19 protein-coding genes and 2 riboswitches are annotated in these 18632 nt (G+C 62.2%); of the genes, 10 read left to right on the forward strand and 9 right to left on the reverse strand.

All coding sequences use genetic code 11. From position 1 onward, the window contains the following. Positions 1–190: 190 nt before the first annotated feature. From J3456_RS12045 to J3456_RS12065, 5 genes are all read right to left on the reverse strand, one after another. Positions 191–1555, reverse strand: coding sequence for a cytochrome c1 (locus J3456_RS12045; RefSeq protein WP_349580458.1), 1365 nt, complete (start codon positions 1553–1555; stop codon positions 191–193). 11 nt (positions 1556–1566) lie between these two features. Beyond that, positions 1567–2910 carry a cytochrome b gene (gene petB, locus J3456_RS12050; RefSeq protein WP_269341996.1) on the reverse strand — a complete coding sequence of 448 codons (1344 nt, stop codon included), beginning with the start codon at positions 2908–2910 and terminating at the stop codon, positions 1567–1569. Positions 2911–2925: 15 nt separating this feature from the next. Further along, complete coding sequence (petA, locus tag J3456_RS12055; protein ID WP_259946958.1) at positions 2926–3486, reverse strand: ubiquinol-cytochrome c reductase iron-sulfur subunit; 561 nt, start codon at positions 3484–3486, stop codon at positions 2926–2928. Between the two features lie 190 nt (positions 3487–3676). Beyond that, positions 3677–4285 (reverse strand): glutathione S-transferase, encoded by a 609-nt coding sequence (locus tag J3456_RS12060; RefSeq protein ID WP_349580459.1) that lies wholly within the window; start codon positions 4283–4285, stop codon positions 3677–3679. Between the two features lie 60 nt (positions 4286–4345). Continuing rightward, positions 4346–4960 carry an FMN-binding negative transcriptional regulator gene (locus J3456_RS12065; protein WP_349580460.1) on the reverse strand — a complete coding sequence of 205 codons (615 nt, stop codon included), beginning with the start codon at positions 4958–4960 and terminating at the stop codon, positions 4346–4348. 59 nt (positions 4961–5019) lie between these two features. Next, a riboswitch (FMN riboswitch) is annotated at positions 5020–5160 on the forward strand. A gap of 76 nt (positions 5161–5236) precedes the next feature. Between J3456_RS12065 and J3456_RS12070 the strand changes: the two genes are divergently transcribed. Further along, positions 5237–5719 carry a 6,7-dimethyl-8-ribityllumazine synthase gene (locus J3456_RS12070; RefSeq protein WP_349580461.1) on the forward strand — a complete coding sequence of 161 codons (483 nt, stop codon included), beginning with the start codon at positions 5237–5239 and terminating at the stop codon, positions 5717–5719. Here J3456_RS12070 and J3456_RS12075 read toward each other — a convergent pair. From J3456_RS12075 to thiB, 3 genes are read right to left on the reverse strand one after another with little or no spacing between them, the layout of a single operon-like run. Next, the gene (locus J3456_RS12075; RefSeq protein ID WP_349580462.1) at positions 5716–6408 is read right to left on the reverse strand and encodes a thiamine ABC transporter ATP-binding protein; all 693 of its coding nucleotides are present in this window, start codon (positions 6406–6408) and stop codon (positions 5716–5718) included. The two genes, J3456_RS12070 and J3456_RS12075, sit on opposite strands and share 4 nt — an antisense overlap. Next, positions 6395–7951: a thiamine/thiamine pyrophosphate ABC transporter permease ThiP gene (locus J3456_RS12080; protein ID WP_349580463.1), complete on the reverse strand. Its 1557-nt coding sequence runs from the start codon at positions 7949–7951 to the stop codon at positions 6395–6397. Before J3456_RS12080 ends, J3456_RS12075 begins: the two co-directional genes overlap by 14 nt. After that, positions 7927–8904 (reverse strand): thiamine ABC transporter substrate binding subunit, encoded by a 978-nt coding sequence (gene thiB, locus J3456_RS12085; RefSeq protein ID WP_349580464.1) that lies wholly within the window; start codon positions 8902–8904, stop codon positions 7927–7929. The genes J3456_RS12080 and thiB overlap by 25 nt, the downstream gene beginning before the upstream one ends. Positions 8905–8938: 34 nt before the next feature. Beyond that, positions 8939–9040: riboswitch (TPP riboswitch) on the reverse strand. Positions 9041–9132: 92 nt separating this feature from the next. Between thiB and aroC the strand changes: the two genes are divergently transcribed. From aroC to cobO, 3 genes are all read left to right on the forward strand, one after another. After that, positions 9133–10242, forward strand: a complete 1110-nt coding sequence (aroC, locus tag J3456_RS12090; protein ID WP_349580465.1) for a chorismate synthase — start codon at positions 9133–9135, stop codon at positions 10240–10242. Between the two features lie 10 nt (positions 10243–10252). Beyond that, a complete protein-coding gene (locus J3456_RS12095; protein ID WP_349580466.1) occupies positions 10253–11191 on the forward strand; it encodes a DMT family transporter in 939 nt (312 codons plus the stop codon). A gap of 70 nt (positions 11192–11261) precedes the next feature. After that, positions 11262–11867 (forward strand): cob(I)yrinic acid a,c-diamide adenosyltransferase, encoded by a 606-nt coding sequence (cobO, locus tag J3456_RS12100; RefSeq protein ID WP_349580467.1) that lies wholly within the window; start codon positions 11262–11264, stop codon positions 11865–11867. 59 nt (positions 11868–11926) lie between these two features. Here cobO and J3456_RS12105 read toward each other — a convergent pair whose 3' ends face one another. After that, a complete protein-coding gene (locus J3456_RS12105; protein WP_349580468.1) occupies positions 11927–13474 on the reverse strand; it encodes an alkaline phosphatase D family protein in 1548 nt (515 codons plus the stop codon). 207 nt (positions 13475–13681) lie between these two features. Here J3456_RS12105 and pcaF point away from each other — a divergent pair, with 207 nt between their 5' ends. Genes pcaF through J3456_RS12135 form a run of 6 tightly spaced genes read left to right on the forward strand, consistent with a single transcriptional unit; the run spans position 13682 to position 18627 of the window. Further along, positions 13682–14887: a 3-oxoadipyl-CoA thiolase gene (gene pcaF, locus J3456_RS12110; protein WP_349580469.1), complete on the forward strand. Its 1206-nt coding sequence runs from the start codon at positions 13682–13684 to the stop codon at positions 14885–14887. A gap of 28 nt (positions 14888–14915) precedes the next feature. After that, positions 14916–15908 carry a 1,2-phenylacetyl-CoA epoxidase subunit PaaA gene (gene paaA / locus J3456_RS12115; protein ID WP_349580470.1) on the forward strand — a complete coding sequence of 331 codons (993 nt, stop codon included), beginning with the start codon at positions 14916–14918 and terminating at the stop codon, positions 15906–15908. 5 nt (positions 15909–15913) lie between these two features. Further along, positions 15914–16258 carry a 1,2-phenylacetyl-CoA epoxidase subunit PaaB gene (gene paaB, locus J3456_RS12120; RefSeq protein ID WP_349580471.1) on the forward strand — a complete coding sequence of 115 codons (345 nt, stop codon included), beginning with the start codon at positions 15914–15916 and terminating at the stop codon, positions 16256–16258. Between the two features lie 32 nt (positions 16259–16290). Further along, the gene (gene paaC, locus J3456_RS12125) at positions 16291–17013 is read left to right on the forward strand and encodes a 1,2-phenylacetyl-CoA epoxidase subunit PaaC (protein ID WP_349580606.1); all 723 of its coding nucleotides are present in this window, start codon (positions 16291–16293) and stop codon (positions 17011–17013) included. Further along, entirely contained in the window at positions 17007–17555 is a 549-nt protein-coding gene (paaD, locus tag J3456_RS12130; RefSeq protein WP_349580472.1) for a 1,2-phenylacetyl-CoA epoxidase subunit PaaD, read from the forward strand. The genes paaC and paaD overlap by 7 nt, the downstream gene beginning before the upstream one ends. Before the next feature lie 7 nt (positions 17556–17562). Continuing rightward, positions 17563–18627: a 2Fe-2S iron-sulfur cluster-binding protein gene (locus J3456_RS12135; RefSeq protein ID WP_349580473.1), complete on the forward strand. Its 1065-nt coding sequence runs from the start codon at positions 17563–17565 to the stop codon at positions 18625–18627. Positions 18628–18632 lie beyond the last annotated feature (5 nt).

Below are 18632 nucleotides of genomic sequence, written 5' to 3' on the forward strand. Positions count from 1 at the left end.
ACTCGAAACGACTCCGCATCATGAAACCTCGCCAAATCGCCCTCCGGGGGGAGGGAGCGCGATGCCCGGTGTGCGACCGGGCGGAACCTGTTGAGAGGTTTTAGGCCAAATGGCCGCCGTCATTACGCATGGCCAAAAAAAGGGCGCCGGTTTCCCGACGCCCTTCTCATTTCCAAAAGCCGTGGCCCGATCAGTCGTCCTTGCGGCGGTTCTTGACCGGAGCCCAGAGCTTTTTGTTGGTCAGGTACAGCAGCACCGACAACAGACCCAACAGCACGACCCCGGCAAAGCCTGCCTGCTTGCGTGCGCCCAGCTTGGGCTCGGCGGTCCACATCAGGAAGGCAGAGACGTCCTCGGCCATGTGCTGCACATCGTTGGCATGGTCATCCGCGAACTCGACCAGCTCATCCGACAGCGGGGGTGCCATCGCGATCCAACCGCCGGGGAAAACGGTGTTCTCATAAAGAACCGTACCTGCTTGCTCTTTCTCTTCGCCGGTGTAGCCGGCCAGAAGTGCGGTGATATACTCCGGCCCGCCGATCCCTTTCAGGAACTGGTTGATGCCCAGTCCGTAAGGACCGTGGAACGCGGCGCGTTTCTTGGCCATCAGCGACAGGTCAGGTGCGTTCGGCAGGTTGGAGCCGGGGAAGTGGTCAACCGGGGTGCCGGGGCGGGTGTCGTCCAGCTCGGCGTCATAGACGTCATAGCCTTTGGCGTATTCGATCACCTGCTCTTCGGGCATGTTCGGACCGCTTTCGTCCGCCAACGTCCGCATCGCGACATATTCCAGACCGTGGCAGGCTGCGCAAACCTCGGTGTAAATCTGCAGACCGCGCTGAAGCTGGTTTACGTCGTAACCGCCGAACGGACCATCGAAAGAGAAATCGATGTTGTCGATATGCGGTGTGGCGTGGGAATCGCCGCCGTGGTCATCGTCACCGGCATGATCGTCCGAGGCATGCTCTTCGCCGTGATCATCCGCTTCCATGACACCTACGTTGGGGTCATCGCCATGCGCTTGGCCGTCGACGTCGTCTTCGGCGATCACTTCGTTTTCAGCGTTTTCTTCGGCTGTCGATTGCGCTTCGTCCGTAGCTTCGACTTCCTCGGCAGGCGCTTCTTCTGCGTCTTCGGCGGACACCTCTTCGGGCGCTTCCTCGGTGGCAGCATCCTCAGTGGCGGTCTCTTCGGCCGGGGCTTCTTCCGCTACTGGTGCTTCCTCGGCAGGCGCCGTTTCAGCCGGAGCTTCTTCAACCGGAGCCTCGGCAGCAGGTGCCTCTTCGGTTGCGGTCTCCTCAGCAGGGGCTGCCTCAACCGCGGGCTCCTCTGCCGGGGCCGCATTGACCTCGGGTTCGGCTGCGGTGGTGTCAGCTTCGGCAGGTGCTTCTTCCGCTGCTGGCGCTTCAGCAGGCGCGGTTTCGGTTTCAGCCTCCGGCGTTTCCGCCGGAGTTGTCAGAAGTTCTTCTTCTGTCGCTGTGTCCTGCGCCAGCGCCGCCGTCCCCGGCAGGGCAAGGCCCAGAGTTACCACGGCAGAAAGGAGGTTGGTCTTCATCATGGTCATGATCCTTATTCCGCCGGGTTCACAAGCGTCTTGGTGCCGCCTGCCTTGGGCGCATAATGCGCGTCAAAGTCGGCTTCGATGGTTTCAGGCTGCGCCAGCGGCTTCTCGATCACACCCAAAAGGGGCAAGATCACGAGGAAGTAGGCGAACCAATAGGCAGCGGCGATCAGTGAGAAGGTCGCATAGGGCTCTTCTGCGGGCATCGCACCCAGCCACATCAGGGCGAAGAAGTCGATCACCAGCAGGGCGAACCACCATTTGAACATCGGACGATACCGGCCCGAGCGCACAGAGGATGTGTCCAGCCACGGCACCAGCGCCATCACGGCAATCGCACCGAACATCGCCAGCACGCCGAAGAACTTGGCGTCGATGATGCCACCGGTCACGAAGGACGCGATTTGCACAACCCAAACCTCAGACGTGAAGGCCCGCAGGATCGCGTAGAAGGGCAGGAAGTACCATTCCGGCACGATGTGCGCAGGCGTCGCCAGAGCGTTGGCTTCGATGTAGTTGTCCGGGTGGCCCAGATAGTTCGGCATGAAGCCAACAACCGCGAAGAACAGCGTGAGGATTACGGCCAGCGCGAACAAGTCCTTGATCACGAAGTAGGGCCAGAACGGCAGCGTGTCTTTCTTGGCGTCTTCTTTCGAGGTGCGGCGCACTTCGACCCCGGTGGGGTTGTTGTTGCCGGTCGTGTGGAAGGCCCAGATGTGGAGAACCACAAGGCCCGCAATCACGAAGGGCAGCAGATAGTGCAGCGAGAAGAAGCGGTTCAGGGTCGCGTTATCAACGGCAGGTCCACCCAGCAGGAATGTCTGCAGTGTTTCACCGACGAAGGGAACCGCGCCAAAGAGGCCGGTAATCACGGTCGCGCCCCAGAAGGACATCTGACCCCAAGGCAGAACGTAGCCCATAAAGCCGGTGGCCATCATCAGCAGATAGATCAACATGCCGATGATCCACGTGATCTCACGCGGGGCTTTATAGGAGCCATAGTAGAGACCACGGAAAATATGCGCATAGACCGCGATAAAGAACAGCGACGCGCCGTTCATATGCAGATAGCGGATCATATAGCCGCCGTTCACGTTGCGCATGATGTGCTCAACCGACGAGAAGGCCAGATCGACATGCGGCGTGTAGTGCATCACCAGAACGATGCCGGTGATGATCTGCAGTGCCAGACAGAAAGTCAGCACGATGCCCCAAATCCACATCCAGTTCAGGTTCTTGGGCGTGGGGATCATCAATGTGTCGTACAAAAGGCCAACGATGGGAAGGCGGCGGTGCAGCCACTTTTCGCCGTTCGAATTCGGCTCGTAATGGTCGTGAGGAATTCCAGACATCTTTCTTCCGCTCCCTTAACCCAGTTTAATCGTGGACTCGTCCACGAATTCGGCGACAGGCACCGGCAAGTTGCGTGGGGCCGGCCCTTTACGGATGCGGCCAGCGGTATCGTAATGCGACCCGTGGCAGGGGCAGAACCAGCCGCCAAAGTCGCCAGCATCACCCAAAGGCACGCAGCCGAGGTGTGTACAAACGCCCATCTGAACCAGCCATTCGCCAGTTTCGTCCAACGCGCGGTTCGCGTCGGTGGCAGGCACATCGCTGCCAAGGTTTGCGTTCTGCGCGATGGGATCCGGCAGGCTGGACACGTCGACAGCGCTTGCTTCTTCAATCTCGGCCTCTGTGCGGCGGCGAATGAACACGGGCTTGCCCAGCCATTTCACGGTCAGCTGCGTCCCGACTTCAACGCCGGACACATCCACACGAATGGACGACAGCGCCTTTACATCGGCAGAGGGGTTCATCTGGTTGACCAGCGGCCAGACGGCGGCACCAACGGCGACGGCACCTGTACCGGCTGTCGCGTAATACAGGAAATCCCTCCGGGTGCCTGCGTGTTCTTCTGCTTGGGACACGGGTTTACTCCAATTCTTGGCCAAATCTGGCCGTCAGACATAGGGGTGGCGTCACCTTGCCACCTGACTTCTCGCCGCTATCTACCGGGATGGACCGCGCCCGTCCAGATGCCAAAGCCGCGCATCTTGGGTCAAGCCTGCCACAACGCGGCAAAAATACCGCGATTGTGGCAATATCATTACGGCCCGATTACTGCGGCGGCGCCGTATGCATCATCGCGGGACGCGAATCAAAGGCATCGAACCACGCCGCCAGATCAGGGTGTCCAGCCCGCCAATCGCGTGCGCCATGGCGGAAATCGACATAGCCCAACGCACAGCCAACCGCGATTTGCCCCATATCTAAAGGCCCCGCCAAATGCGCCGCCCATTGATTGTTCAGCGTTTTACAGGCCCGTTCAACCTTGCCCCACTGGCCCTCGACCCATTCGGGCATGCGTTTATCTTCGGGGCGCAACTTGCCTTCGTAGACCATGGCGAGCGCTGCATCGAGCATCCCGTCCGCCGTGGCCTCCAGCGTCAAAGTGTCCCACCTGCTTGCGCCTTGGGGGTAAAGCCCCGCGCTGGCGCGGTTATCCAGATAGGCGCAGATCACCCGGCTGTCATAAAGCGTGCATCCGTCCGGTCGCTCCAGTGCGGGCACTTTGGTCAGCGGGTTGCGCACGGCAAAGCCCTCGGCCGGGGCCAGCGGCGTGCCCGAGGTCGGCTCCAGCGCGACATCATCAAGCTGGCCAGTTTCGTGCAGCAGCACCATGACCTTGCGGACATAGGGCGAGGTTTGAGAATAAAATAGTTTCACGTGAAGTCCCCCCTTGGTTGCCCGCACTATTCAACGGGGCCGCGCCTGACGCAACGGCGATCACACGCCGCGCATCAATGCCGCCATCACCGCAGGCTCTGTCCCGAACCCATGCGCTGCCATCTGATCCGCCGCCGCCAGACGCACGGCGTCATCCTTGTTCTGGCCCAGCTTCCACGTGCCGTCGATCCCGGTGACGCGGATCTGGCAGGGCACGATCATCCGCAGCATCTTGTCGCGCGCCTCGGGGGTCATCTTGTCCATCGTCCACGGGGTCTTGGACGCCAGCCGCGCCTCATAGACCGCCGATTGCCGCGCCAGCAGGTCGGGCAGTTCCTCTGCCGGGCGCGCCTCTAGCATCCCGGTCAGATGCACGGCGACATAGTTCCATGTCGGCACTTGGTCTTTGATGCCATACCAATCGGGCGAGACATAGCTGTCGGCCCCGGTCACCGCCAAACGCACCGGCTGCGGGGTCTTCAACGCCCGCGCGATGGGGTTTGAGCGCACCAGATGTAGCTCCGCCAGATCCCCGGTGTCGTTCAGGATGAAGGGCACATGCGCCATTAGCGGCCCGTCGTCGGCATTCATCGCCAACACGCCAAAACCGACATCGCGGGCAAACGCGAGGTTCCGGTCTCGACCCTCTTTGCGGTAGATCGGATTGGGATGCATGGCGGCTCCTCGGGCGTTTCTTTTGGTATTGCAGAGCCTTCACCAACTTGGCAACCTAGCATCATTCTCAGGGCGGGGCGAAATTCCCCACCGGCGGTAAGCGGTCCTCCGCAAGCCCGCGAGCGGCCTTTTCGAAGGTGTCAGCAGATCTGGTGTGATTCCAGAGCCGACGGTCACAGTCCGGATGGAAGAGAATGCGAACAGATGTGGGGCCTCGGCCCTGCCTATGCTCGTGATCGCCTTGGGTGGACGTGTCTGAACCTAAAGGAGATCACAATGACACAAGATCGTTCCGCCCGTTTCGCCTTTGTGCGCGCAAGTTGGCATGCGGATATCGTCGACCGCGCCTATGACGGATTTACCGAAGTTATCGACGCAGCTCAGGTCGACAGTTTTGCCGTTCCCGGTGCCTTTGAATTGCCGCTCATGGCACAGCGCTTGGCCAAGACCGGGCGCTATAACGCCGTGATCTGCGCGGCTTTCGTGGTCGATGGCGGGATCTACCGCCATGACTTCGTGGCGCAGTCGGTAGTCGATGGGCTGATGCGCGTGGGGCTGGACTGCGACCTGCCCGTGCTGTCGGTCTCGCTCACCCCGCATCATTATCAGGAAACCGACCATCACAACGCGATCTACCGCGCGCATTTCGTCACCAAAGGACGCGAGGCCGCGCATGCCGCCCTCGGCATGACCCAAGCACTGGAGGTGTTTTCTTCAAAAGAAAACGCCGCGGAAATTTCGAAAATTTCCGCAGCCTAGCCCAGATAGGCACGCAAGGCCGGTGGCGGGTTGTCGAGCAATTCCGCCGCTGGCCCCGGGGCATGGGCGCGCCCGCCTTCGACAAAGATCACCTCATCCGCGATGCGGCGCACGTCATCTGGTGCATGGGTCACCATGATCAGCCCCGCCCCGGTCTCTCGGGCGAGGTCTTGGACAAGGTCCAACATCTCAACCCGCAGCGCCGGGCCAAGCGCCGCAAAGGGTTCATCCAACAGCACCCAAGGCCGCGCCTGTACCAATACCCTCGCCAGCGCCACGCGGCTCTGTTGCCCACCCGACAGCGCGCCGGGGCGTTTGGCGGCGTAATCGCTCAGCCCCACCCGCGCGAGGGCGGCGTCAATCGTCTCTCGATCCGCTGCTGTCAGCCGCAGGTCGGAGCGCAGGCCAAGCCCGACGTTCTGCCGCACGGTGAGATGTGGGAACAGGTTATTATCCTGAAACAACATCGTCATGCCGCGCTGGCCGGGATGCTGTTCGGTGATGTCCGCGCCATCCCGCAACAACCGCCCCGCCGCCACCGGCACAAACCCACAGATCGCCGCCAGCAAGGTCGACTTGCCCGACCCAGAGGGGCCGATCACGGCGTAGCTGCGCCCCGGTGCGAGGGTCATGTCAGCGGCAAGGCTGAATTCGCCCCGTTCAATGCGCATTCCTTCAAGCGTCAGCATGCCAGCGCCCCCATTTGTCGCAGATGAAAAACACCGCCAGCGCCAAGCCCAGCAGCAACAGCGCCGCGCCCGCCGCGGCCTCCATCCGGTAGGCGCCCATCAGACGGAACATCTGCAAGGGCAACGTCGCACGGTCCTGATCCGCGAACAGCGCGATGACGCCTAGGTCACCCACCGAAAGCGCCCCCGTCAGCCCGGCGGCAAAGCCCAGCTGCGGCCGCAAGCGCGGCAAGACCAGCAGACGCCAAAGCGCCCAACCTTTCATGTCGAGGGTCTGGGTCAGCGGGCCATAATCCTGCAACGTCTCGCGAAGGCGCGGCACCAGAATGCGCAGCACGAAGGGCAGCGCCATCAGCGCGTTCACGAGGGCCGTAACGGGGAGGCTCAACCGCGCCGGGTCGAGCACTGGGTTAATCAGAATGAACCAGCCGGTGCCGATCATCAGCGGCGAGGCGGCCAAACCCATCAGGCCAATCGCCTCAACACCGCCGCGCCGCCGGGTGGCGATCCAACCCGCCATCGGCAACGCCAGTGCGGCAAGTACCATCACGCTGAGGCCCGCCACCAGAATGCTGTTCAATGTAGCTTGCCAAACCGAAGGCGGCAGTTGCCCCAAACCGACCAATCCGCGCAGCACTACAGCCCCCAGCGGCAGCAGCAAAAACAAGGCGGCAACCGTAATCACGGTGATGTCGAGCAACCGTTGCCCCCCGCCCAGCGCATCCCAGCGACGCAAGGGGCGGTCCAGCCCGCCGCCCATGCTGATCGGCGGGATCAGCCAAAGCGCCGCAACCGCCGCAGCACCGGCGAGCACAAGCTGCACCACCGACAAAAGCGCGGCTCGCCCAAGATCGAAATCAAACCGAAACGCCTGATAGATCGCCAGCTCGATCGTCGTAGCACGCGGACCGCCGCCCAGTGTCAGGGCCACGGCGAAACTGGTCAGGCAAATCACGAAAATCAGCGCCGCCACGCCGGGCAGCACTTGCCGCAGCATCGGCCATTCCAGCGCCAGAAACAGCGCCCGCGGCGTCATCTGCAGTTGCCCGGCCAGTCGAAAGCGCTCTGACGGGATGCTCTGCCAGCCTTGCAGCAAAAGCCGTGTCACCAGCGGAAGATTAAAGAAAACATGGGCCAGAACGACGCCATGCAACCCGTAGATCGACACGGGCGGCAGGCCCAGAGCCGCGCCAAACTGGTTCAGCACGCCCGAACGGCCAAAGACCGTCAGCAGCCCCAGCACCGCCACGATCACCGGCAGAATAAACGGCGCGCCGAGCAATGTAATCAGCAACCCACGCCCCCAAAACCGCCGCCGTGCCAAGGCGCGGGCGACCGGCACGGCCAGCAGCACAGAGAGCACCGCCGACCAGATCGCCTGCGTGACGGTAAAACGCACCGCCGACCAATCCGCCGCCCCCAGCCCTGCCGCCACATCGGCTGCCCTGAAAACAGCGACCAGGGCGGCAAGGATCAGGCCCGCGACCAGTGCGGCGGCGAAAGGCCCCGTTTTGCCGCTTAACGCGACAGCGCGGTCAGCCATTCGTTCAAGGCCTCTTCACGGAGCGCAGGTACATCGGCATTGGGCACCAACAGCGCCTTGGCGGGTTGGATCATACCGTCGAACCCATCGGGCAAACCGCCCTCAGGCATCACGGCGGGGTACATCCAGTTGGTCGTCGGCAGCACCGATTGCGCGGCGTCAGAGACGAGGTATTGCAAGAACTGATCCGCCAGTTCGGGCTGATCCGACCCCGCGAGCTTTCCCGCTACTTCGACCTGCATGTAGTGGCCTTCGTCAAAGAGCGCGGCAGTCTTGCTGTCGTCCTCCTCTGCGATCAGGTGATAGGCGGGGGAAGTCGTGTAGCTGAGCACCATGTCGGCCTCGCCTTCGAGGAACAGGCCGTAAGCCTCGGACCAGCCCTTTGTGACCGTCACGACGTTATCCGCAAGCCCTGCCCAAACCTCGGGCGCCTCATCGCCATAGGCCGTTTTGACCCACATCAGTAGCCCCAAACCGGGCGTCGAAGAGCGCGGGTCTTGGATCACGATTTTGAGATCGCTCTCAGCCAGCGCTTTGAAATCGCCGGGCGCGTCCAGATCGGTGCCATGGACAAAGGCGAAATAGCCCCAGTCATAGGGGACGAAAACTTCGTCTTCCCAAGTGATCGGCAGGTCGTAGTCGGCCTGCAACCCGCTCGGCGCAAACAACTCGGTCTCCTTCGCGGCAGCGACAAGGCTGGTGTCGAGCCCCAGCACGATATCCGCGTCAGAGCGCGTGCCCTCAAGCTTAAGCCGCGCCAGCAGTGCCGCGCCATCGCCCATGCCGACGAATTTCAGGTCGCAGCCGCATTCGGCCTCGAACCCCTCTTTGATGGCCGGGCCGGGGCCCCATTCGGTGACGAAACTGTCGTAGGTATAGACTGTCAATTCAGGCGTTTCGGCCCATGCAGCCGATGCGCCCAAGACGCCCGCAGCAAGTGTAAGATACTTCATCGCATCCTCCTTTTGCGGCGAAAGGTAAAAGGTGGATGTCTGTCCGGACCTTCCCTCCGCCGGTGTTAACCGGTTCAGGTTCAACGGGTCCGCACAACACGTACATCTCAGCCCAAAGGCCCCCCGAGGTAGCGTCAGGGGTAGATCGGACCTGCACAATTGGCAAGGCAAATCCCCTTGAGGCAGGGCGCTGCCCCGGCTAAGGGTTTGACAACAGGAGGTCCGCCCATGTCGATCAACAGCTTTGGCCATCTTTACCGGGTCACCACATGGGGCGAAAGCCACGGTCCCGCCCTTGGCGCCACGATTGACGGCTGCCCCCCCGGCGTGCCGATTGACGAGGGCATGATCCAGCAGTGGTTGGACAAGCGCAAACCGGGCCAGAACAAATACACCACGCAGCGGCGTGAAGCGGATGAGGTGCGGATTCTCTCGGGCACCTTCGAAGGGGTAACAACCGGCACGCCAATCCAGCTGATGATCGAGAACACCGATCAGCGCTCCAAAGACTACGGCGATATCAAGGACAAGTTCCGCCCCGGTCATGCCGACATTACCTATTTCCAGAAATACGGCATCCGCGACTATCGCGGCGGTGGGCGCTCCTCGGCGCGTGAAACGGCGGCGCGGGTGGCGGCGGGTGGTCTGGCGCGTGAGGCGATCAAGGCGCTGGCCCCGAACCTGCAGATCACCGGCTATATGGTACAGATGGGCCCGCATAAGATCGACCGCGAAGCGTTTGACTGGGATCAGATCGACCAAAACCCCTTTTGGGTGCCCGATGCCAAGGCAGCGGACGACTGGGCCGCGTATCTCGACGGGCTGCGCAAGTCCGGCAGCAGCGTGGGTGCGATCATCGAAGTCACCGCGCGCGGCGTGCCTGCGGGCCTCGGCGCGCCGGTCTATGGCAAGCTCGACACCGATCTGGCCGCCGCGATGATGAGCATCAATGCCGTCAAAGGCGTGGAGATCGGCGAGGGCATGTCAGCGGCGATGCTGACCGGAGAGCTGAACGCGGACGAGATCACCATGGGGCCAGAGGGGCCGGAGTATTCCTCCAACCACGCGGGCGGTATCTTGGGCGGGATCAGCACCGGGCAGGATGTGGTCGTGCGTTTCGCGGTGAAGCCGACCTCCAGCATTCTGACCACACGGCGCACCATCACCAAACAGGGCGAAGAGACCGAGATCATCACCAAGGGCCGCCATGATCCCTGCGTCGGCATCCGCGCGGTGCCGGTGGGCGAGGCCATGATGGCCTGCGTGCTTTTGGATCATCTGCTGCTGCACCGCGGGCAGATCGGCACCAACCGCGGACGGATCGGCCCCGAAGCATGAGGACAAGAGTATGAAAGTCGATGATTTCTCCGCCCGCCCCGCCCTTGGCGTCGGGCTGAAAATCACGGCGATCCTGCTCTTTACCTGTATGTCTGCGATCATCAAATCGCTGGCCGACGACGTACCTGCAGGCGAGTCCGTTTTCTTCCGCTCCTTCTTTGCCATTCCAGTGATCCTGATTTGGCTGGCGCAACGCGGCAAACTGAAAAGCGGGCTTAAGACCAAGAACCCGATGGGCCATGTCTGGCGCGGGCTGTTTGGCACCACGGCGATGGGGCTGACCTTCACCGGCCTTGGCCTGCTGCCCCTGCCCGAGGTCACCGCCATCGGCTTTGCCACACCGATTTTCACCGTGATCCTTGCCGCCGTATTGCTGGGCGAACAAATCCGTCTGATCCGCGTGACTGCCGTGGCGATCGGGCTGGTTGGCGTGATGATCATCCTCTGGCCGCGTTTCAGCAGCATCGGTACGATGGAACAGACAGCCACCATTGGCGCGCTGTTGATTCTGATGGCGACGATGGTGCGCAGTCTTGTGCAGATCCACATCCGGCAATTGGTGCAGAACGAAGACACCGCCGCGATCGTGTTCTACTTCTCCTGCACCGCGTCGCTGCTGGCGCTTTGCACCCTGCCCTTTGGTTGGGTCATGCCGGATCTGCAAACCTTCGGCCTCTTGGTTCTGGCCGGGCTGATTGGCGGGGTGGCGCAGATTCTGATCACCTCGGCCTATCGCTTTGGCTCGGCCTCAATGCTGGCGCCCTATGACTATACCTCGATGCTTTTTGCCATCGTGCTGGGCTATGTCTTCTTTGCCGAACTGCCAACGATGATGATGCTGGCGGGCGCGGCGCTGGTGATCAGCGCGGGCGCGCTGGTGATCTGGCGCGAACGGCAGTTGGGGATGGAACGCGGCAAGGCGCGGTCTGTCACCGATCCCAAGGCGTGATTCATTGCGGGCTTTCGCCCCGCTCGCCCTCTGCCTATGGTGCCCCGAAACCGGATAGAGGAGATGACCGATGAGCGACGCGGATCCGCGAGACCATAAGGAGAAGATGCAGCAGCGTCAGGCCGAACAACGCGCCAAGGTGGCCGAACTGCAAGACCCTGACAAGGGTCTGGTGCTGGTCCATACCGGGCCGGGCAAGGGCAAATCCTCCTCTGCTTTCGGGGTGGTCGTACGCGCGCTTGGCTGGAAACAGCGCGTTGGCGTAGTACAGTTCATCAAGGGCAAATGGAAAACCGGCGAACGGCTGTTCTTTGAACAGCTGGACGAGGTGACATGGCACACGATGGGCGAAGGTTTCACTTGGGACACCCAAGACCGCAACCGCGACATCGCCGCCGCCGAAGCCGCATTCGGCAAAGCACGCGAAATGATGGCAAGCGGCGAATATGACCTTGTGGTGATGGATGAAATTAACATCGCCATCCGCTATGAATACCTCAAGATCGAAGATGTCATCGCCGGGCTTAATGCCCGCGACAAACGGACAGCGGTGGTGCTGACAGGCCGCGACGCAAGGCCCGAGCTTTGCGACTATGCCGATCTGGTGACCGAGATGTCCGAGGTCAAACACCCGTTCAAAGCAGGGATAAAAGCGCAGCGCGGCGTCGACTACTAAGACACGAAAAGGATCGCCCGCATCCGGGCGATCCTCTCACTGTGCCAAGCGGAGGGCGCTTAGATCGCCGCTCCTTTAGGGTCGAGCGTCACCGAATAAAGCTCGGTATCGGCACGGTCCATCAGGCGCACTTTCATCTGCTGGGTCTTGGCATCGATATCGACCAACCCAAAGAATTGCAGACCAGCAGAAGGCGGCAGGTTCACCTGACCCTCCTCCGGTGCTTTGACGTATTTCAACTCGGGGCCAAAGGTGCCGTCCAATTCGTTCGGACCAAAGGTGCCCGCGTGCAGCGGGCCCGAGACAAACTCCCAAAACGGGTCAAAGTCCTGAAACTGCGCCTTGTCGGGGTTGTAGTAATGCGCGGCGGTGTAATGCACATCCGCCGTGAACCAGACCACGTTGTCGACCTGCGCGGTCTTGATGAAACGCAGCAGCCCTGCAATCTCTTGCTCGCGGCCCTTGGCGGCACCATTATCGCCATTGGCAACCGCCTCGGCCCCGCCGCCGACAACCAGACCGATGGGCATGTCGCAGGCGATGACCTTCCATGTGGCCGCCGAATTGGTCAGCTCGCGCTTGAGCCATGCCATCTGCTCGGCCCCGAGGATCTCTGTGGCCTGCGACATCTCGGTCTGCATGTTCTCGCTGTTCGGCCCGCGGTAGCTGCGCAGGTCGAGGAAAAAGACATCCAGCATCGGACCGTAGTTGATCTTGCGGTAAACCCGCCCCGGCTCGGCGGGGGTGATGCGCAGCGGGGTCATCTCATGGAAGGCTTGCGAGGCGCGGGCGGCGAGAACGTGGATCGACTTCTCGCTATAGCGGTCGTCTTCCATCAGGCTGCGCGAGGAGGACCAGTTGTTCACGACCTCATGGTCGTCCCACTGCATGAAGGTCGGCACATGGGCGTTCATCTCGCGCACATGATCGTCCATCAGGTTGTATTTCCACTGGCCGCGATATTCGTCCAGCGTCTCAGCCACTTTGCGCTTCTCGTCGATGATGGTGGTGTTTTTCCACAGCGTGCCATCCTCAAGCTGCACCTCATCCTCGAGCGGGCCATCGGCATAGATCGTGTCACCGGAATGCAGGAAGAAATCCGGGCGGTGTTTGGCCATGGTCGCATAGGTGCGCATGCCCTCATCGTCGATGCCCCAGCCCTGACCGGCGGTATCGCCCGACCAAGCAAAGCGCACATTCCGGCGGGCGGCCGGCGCGGTGCGGAACTGGCCGATGATCGGCTCGGAGGTCGCGTTGATGTCGCTCAGGTCAGCAGCGGTGAAGCGGTAGAAAATATCCTGATCCGACGGCAGCCCTTCGACCAGACGTTTCACGGCCAGATCGTGGTTCGGCAGCGCGTTCATCGGTGCAAGCTGCCGGGCGTTGGCGAAGCTTTCGGTTGTAGAGATTTCGACCTGCACCCGCGCCGGGCGGTCGGTGCGGGTCCAGATCATGCCGGATTGCGTGTCGACATCACCCGATTGCACCCCATGGGTAAACACCGGGCGCGCGGCGGCACGGCTGAGGCTGGGCATGGCAAGGCTTGCGGCAAAGGCGGTGGAGCCCGCCAGCACAGCGCGACGGGTCGGGCGGATCAGTTTGGTCATCTTGGGCTTCCTCTGAGGGTGGCGATGGCCGCACAGAACCCCCTATGCGTGACAGAGCGCCGACAGCTGCGTGACCCTTTGGCGAAGCTTTGGCGACAGGGCTGTAACGTGTTACCGAAATCAACGCCGAAATTATATTCCGTAACATTTTGATTGAAACGAATCGCCCTGATGTGTAAATTGTGGGGCAACAACAGGAGCACCCCCATGCAGGCATTTATTTGCGACGCGCAGCGCACCCCCATTGGCCGTTACGGCGGCATCCTCTCTTCGGTTCGCGCCGACGATCTGGCCGCGATCCCGTTGAAGGCGCTGATGGAGCGCAATCCTTCGGTGGACTGGGCGCGTGTCGATGATGTCATCATGGGCTGCGCCAACCAAGCGGGCGAAGACAACCGCAACGTCGCGCGCATGGCCGCTCTGCTGGCGGGTCTGCCCGTCGATGTCCCGGGCGCCACGATCAACCGTCTCTGCGCCAGCGGCATGGATGCCGTGGGGGCCGCCGCCCGGGCGATCCGCGCTGGTGATATGGATTTGGCCATTGCAGGCGGGATCGAGAGCATGTCCCGCGCGCCTTTCGTCATGCCCAAGGCCGAAACCGCCTTTTCGCGCAGCAATGCCGTCTATGACACCACCATCGGCTGGCGCTTTGTGAACCCCAAGATGAAGGCCCAGTTCGGCGTGGATTCCATGCCCGAAACCGCCGACAACGTCGCCGCCGACCATGACGTGTCGCGCGAAGATCAAGACGCTTTTGCAGCGCGCAGCCAGCAACGCTGGGCCCAGGCGGATGAAAAGGGTATCTTTGCTGAGGAAATCACCCCCGTCACGATCCCGCAGCGCAAGGGTGATGACGTGGTCGTGGACCGCGATGAGCACCCCCGCCCCGGTACCTCGCGCGATAAGCTCGCCAAACTGCGCGGCATCAATGGCGCGGACCTCACGGTTACCGCGGGCAACGCCTCGGGCGTGAATGATGGCGCGGCGGCGATGCTGCTGGCGTCTGAGGCGGGCGTGAAGGACCACGGCCTCAACCCCATCGCCCGCGTTGTTGCCATGTCTGCCGCAGGTGTCGAGCCGCGCGTCATGGGCATCGGCCCGATCCCCGCAGTCCGCAAGGTGCTGGACCGCGCGGGCCTCACCATCGAGCAGATGGATGTGATCGAACTCAACGAGGCCTTCGCGAGCCAAGGCCTCGCCACCCTGCGCGCGCTTGGCGTGCCGGACGACGCGCCCCATGTGAACGCCAACGGCGGCGCCATCGCCATCGGACACCCTCTGGGCATGTCCGGCGCGCGTCTGGTGATGACGGCGGCGCTGCAACTCAAGCGGACGGGCGGCAAATACGCGCTATGTACGATGTGTGTGGGCGTGGGTCAGGGCGTTGCACTGATCCTCGAAAACGCAGGCTGAGACTTCTTTCCGAGAAAGGAACAGAACGATGTATGCACAGATGATCAAATCCACCGGCAAGGGCATCAAGTCCCTCGACGAGATGGAGCCTGAAGAGCGCGCCTTTCAGGAACGCATCGACGCGGGCGGCAAGATCGAGCCCAAGGACTGGATGCCCGATGGCTACCGCAAGAACCTGATCCGCCAGATCGGCCAGCACGCCCACTCTGAAATCGTCGGCCAGCTGCCCGAGGGCAACTGGATCACCCGCGCGCCGACGCTGGAGCGCAAGGCGATCCTCTTGGCTAAAGTGCAGGACGAGGCCGGCCACGGCCTCTACCTCTATTGCGCGGCGGAGACGCTTGGCGTGACCCGCGACCAGATGACCCGCGATCTGCTGTCGGGGAAGATGAAGTACTCTTCGATCTTCAATTATCCGACCCTAACATGGGCCGATATGGGCGCTGTCGGCTGGCTGGTCGATGGCGCCGCGATCATGAACCAAGTGCCGCTGCAGCGGACCTCTTATGGCCCTTACGCCCGGGCGATGGTGCGGATCTGCAAGGAGGAGTCCTTCCACCAGCGCCAAGGCTTCGACATCATGATGAAGATGGCCAAGGGCACAGAGGCGCAGCGCAAAATGGCCCAAGATGCACTGAACCGTTTCTGGTTCCCGGCGCTGATGATGTTCGGTCCGTCGGACAAAGACTCGGTCCATTCCGCGCAGTCGATGGCGTGGAAGATCAAGATGAACACCAACGACGAGCTGCGCCAGAAGTTCGTCGACGAGACGGTGCCACAGGCCGAATACCTCGGCCTGACGATCCCCGACGAGACCCTCAAGTTCAACGAGGAAACCGGCCACTACGATTTCGCCGAGCCGGATTGGGAAGAGTTCTTTCAGGTGCTCAAAGGCAATGGCCCCTGCAACACCGAACGGCTGGCGGCGCGCAACAAGGCCTGGGACGACGGCCGTTGGGTGCGCGAGGGGCTTCTGGCCCACGCCGAGAAAAAGCGCAGCAGAAAAATGGCAGCGGAGTAAGCGACATGAGCAGCCCTGAATCCAGCGAATACACAGGCACCGAAGCCGCCCCGCATGGCAAGGCGCGGACCACCGAATGGCCCCTGTGGGAGATCTTCATCCGCGGCCAGCACGGTCTGAGCCACCGCCACGTCGGCAGCCTGCACGCGCCAGACGCGGAAATGGCGATCAAGAACGCCCGCGACGTCTATACCCGCCGCAACGAAGGCGTGAGCATCTGGGCGGTCGAGGCCAGCGCTATCGCCGCCTCCTCGCCGGAAGAAAAAGGCGCGCTTTACGAGCCCGCCAATGACAAGGTTTACCGGCACCCGACGTTCTTCGACATTCCCGACGAAGTGGGGGCGATGTGAGCACCGATCCCAAGTTCGAATTCCTCTGCCGCATGGGCGACAACGCGCTGGTGCTGGGCCACCGCGTCTCGGAATGGTGCGGCGTGGCCCCGGTGTTGGAAGAAGACATCGCGCTGGCGAACGTGGCGCTGGACCTGATCGGGCAGACGCAGCTTTGGCTAGGTCTTGCCGGTGAAGTCGAAGGCGCAGGCCGCGATGCCGACAAGCTGGCCTTCCACCGCGACGTCTGGGATTTCCGCAATGTCTTGCTGGTCGAACAGCCCAACGGCGACTTCGGCCAGACGATGATGCGGCAGTTCCTGTTTGACGCATGGCATCTGGCGCAGCTGACCGCGCTGATCGATTCCAGCGACAAGGAAATTGCCGCCATCGCCGAGAAATCGGCCAAGGAAGTGACCTATCACCTCGAGCGCTCTTCTGACACGGTGATCGGCCTCGGCGACGGGACCGAGGAAAGCCACCGTCGGATGCAGGCGGCGCTTGATCTGCTTTGGCCCTATGTCGGCGAGATGTTCATCGGCGATGACGTCGACACGGCGATGGTCAAGGCGGGCATCGCGCCCGAACCGGAAAGCCTGCGCGCGAGCTATGACCAATTGGTCGGCGACTCGCTGGCAGCCGCGACCCTCACCAAACCGGAAGACGACTTTGCCCACAAAGGCGGAAAAAGCGGCGCGCGGCACAGCGAACATCTCGGCCATATGCTGACCCAGATGCAGTGGCTGCAGCGCGCCTACCCGGACGCCACATGGTGAAACCCAGCCCCCACAGCCGGCCGGCCCCCGCGCCGGTGCCGGGGGTGGTGCGCGATACCGCCCCGCGCAGTGCCGCGCTGGCCGAAAAGCCCGCGTTAGAGACGGTTTGGGCATGGCTCTCGGCGATCCCGGACCCGGAGATCCCCGCGATCTCACTCACTGATCTGGGTATCATCCGCGACGTGGTTTGGCAGGGCGACACGCTGGTCGTGACCATCACGCCGACCTATTCGGGCTGCCCGGCCACCAGCATCATCAACCTCGATATCGAGATAGCGCTGCACGGCCACGGGATCGAAAAGCTGGAGCTGAAGCGCCAGCTCTCCCCGCCATGGACTACTGAGTGGATGACCGACACCGGCCGCGCCAAGCTCGAAGCCTACGGCATCGCGCCACCCCGCCCCGCCGGTGGGCCGCAACATTGCCCGCATTGCAAATCCCCCGCGGTGGAGCGGGTCAGCCAGTTCGGTTCGACCCCCTGCAAGGCGCAGTGGCGCTGCACCGAATGCCGTGAACCCTTCGACTATTTCAAATGTATCTGAGGCCCCGATGAGCCAGTTTCACCCCCTCACCGTCACCGACATCCACCACACCATCCGCGACGCGGTGGTGCTGACGCTGAAGCCGGAAAACCCGGATGCCTTTGCCTTCACCCAAGGCCAGTACCTGACCTTCAAACAGGATTTCGACGGCACCGAGCTGCGCCGCAACTACTCGATCTGCGCCGGTCTCGACGACGGCGAGTTGAAGGTCGGGATCAAGCGGGTCGATGGCGGCGCGTTCTCGACCTATGCCAATACCGAGCTCAAGGTCGGCGATACGCTCCACGCCATGCCGCCGCAGGGCAAATTCTTCACCGCGATCGAGCCGGAGGTGGCCAAGAACTATCTCGGCTTCGCGGGTGGCTCGGGCATCACCCCGGTGCTGTCGATTCTGAAAACAGTGCTGAAACGCGAGCCGCGATCGACCTTCACGCTGGTCTATGCCAACCGCGCGGTGAACACGATCATGTTCCGCGAGGAGCTTGAAGACCTCAAAAACCGCTACATGGACCGGCTGACGGTGATCCACATCCTCGAATCCGGTCAGGATATGGAGTTGTTTGAGGGCCGTATCGATCAAGCGAAATGCGATGCGCTGTTTAAACATTGGATCCAGATCGACAATATCGACACCGCCTTCATCTGCGGCCCTGAGCCGATGATGCTGGCGATTGCCGAGGCGCTCAAGACCAATGGGCTGACCGACGAACAGATCAAGTTCGAACTCTTCAGCGAAAGCCAGCAGGGCCGTCTGGCCAAACAGGAAATGGCCAAGCGCAGCGAGGGGCAGAGCGGCACCGAAATCACCGTCATCATCGACGGCGCGCGGCGCAGTTTCACCATGCAGAAGGGCCAATCGGTGCTGGAAGCGGCGCTTGAAAACGGACAGGAAGCGCCGTTCTCCTGCAAGGCCGGGGTCTGTTCGACCTGCATGGGCAAGGTGCTGGAGGGCGAGGTCGAGATGATCTCGAACCACGCGCTGGAGGATTACGAGGTCGAGCGCGGCTATGTGCTGACCTGCCAGAGCTATCCGCTGAGCGATACGCTCACCATCGACTACGACACGCACTAAAGGAG

The sequence above is a fragment of the Sulfitobacter sp. NFXS29 genome (genome assembly GCF_040148765.1).
Lineage (GTDB): Bacteria > Pseudomonadota > Alphaproteobacteria > Rhodobacterales > Rhodobacteraceae > Sulfitobacter.

Excerpts from the sequence above, each read along its gene's own strand:
- J3456_RS12070 (WP_349580461.1), top strand. The coding sequence starts at position 5,237 with ATGACACAAGATCGTTCCGCCCGTTTCGCCTTTGTGCGCGCAAGTTGG.
- J3456_RS12095 (WP_349580466.1), top strand. The coding sequence starts at position 10,253 with ATGAAAGTCGATGATTTCTCCGCCCGCCCCGCCCTTGGCGTCGGGCTG.
- thiB (WP_349580464.1), bottom strand. The coding sequence starts at position 8,904 with ATGAAGTATCTTACACTTGCTGCGGGCGTCTTGGGCGCATCGGCTGCA.
- J3456_RS12065 (WP_349580460.1), bottom strand. The coding sequence starts at position 4,960 with ATGCATCCCAATCCGATCTACCGCAAAGAGGGTCGAGACCGGAACCTC.
- pcaF (WP_349580469.1), top strand. The coding sequence starts at position 13,682 with ATGCAGGCATTTATTTGCGACGCGCAGCGCACCCCCATTGGCCGTTAC.
- J3456_RS12080 (WP_349580463.1), bottom strand. The coding sequence starts at position 7,951 with ATGGCTGACCGCGCTGTCGCGTTAAGCGGCAAAACGGGGCCTTTCGCC.
- J3456_RS12105 (WP_349580468.1), bottom strand. The coding sequence starts at position 13,474 with ATGACCAAACTGATCCGCCCGACCCGTCGCGCTGTGCTGGCGGGCTCC.
- J3456_RS12045 (WP_349580458.1), bottom strand. The coding sequence starts at position 1,555 with ATGATGAAGACCAACCTCCTTTCTGCCGTGGTAACTCTGGGCCTTGCC.
- petB (WP_269341996.1), bottom strand. The coding sequence starts at position 2,910 with ATGTCTGGAATTCCTCACGACCATTACGAGCCGAATTCGAACGGCGAA.
- paaA (WP_349580470.1), top strand. The coding sequence starts at position 14,916 with ATGTATGCACAGATGATCAAATCCACCGGCAAGGGCATCAAGTCCCTC.
- J3456_RS12075 (WP_349580462.1), bottom strand. The coding sequence starts at position 6,408 with ATGCTGACGCTTGAAGGAATGCGCATTGAACGGGGCGAATTCAGCCTT.
- aroC (WP_349580465.1), top strand. The coding sequence starts at position 9,133 with ATGTCGATCAACAGCTTTGGCCATCTTTACCGGGTCACCACATGGGGC.
- cobO (WP_349580467.1), top strand. The coding sequence starts at position 11,262 with ATGAGCGACGCGGATCCGCGAGACCATAAGGAGAAGATGCAGCAGCGT.
- paaC (WP_349580606.1), top strand. The coding sequence starts at position 16,291 with ATGGGCGACAACGCGCTGGTGCTGGGCCACCGCGTCTCGGAATGGTGC.
- J3456_RS12135 (WP_349580473.1), top strand. The coding sequence starts at position 17,563 with ATGAGCCAGTTTCACCCCCTCACCGTCACCGACATCCACCACACCATC.
- paaD (WP_349580472.1), top strand. The coding sequence starts at position 17,007 with ATGGTGAAACCCAGCCCCCACAGCCGGCCGGCCCCCGCGCCGGTGCCG.
- paaB (WP_349580471.1), top strand. The coding sequence starts at position 15,914 with ATGAGCAGCCCTGAATCCAGCGAATACACAGGCACCGAAGCCGCCCCG.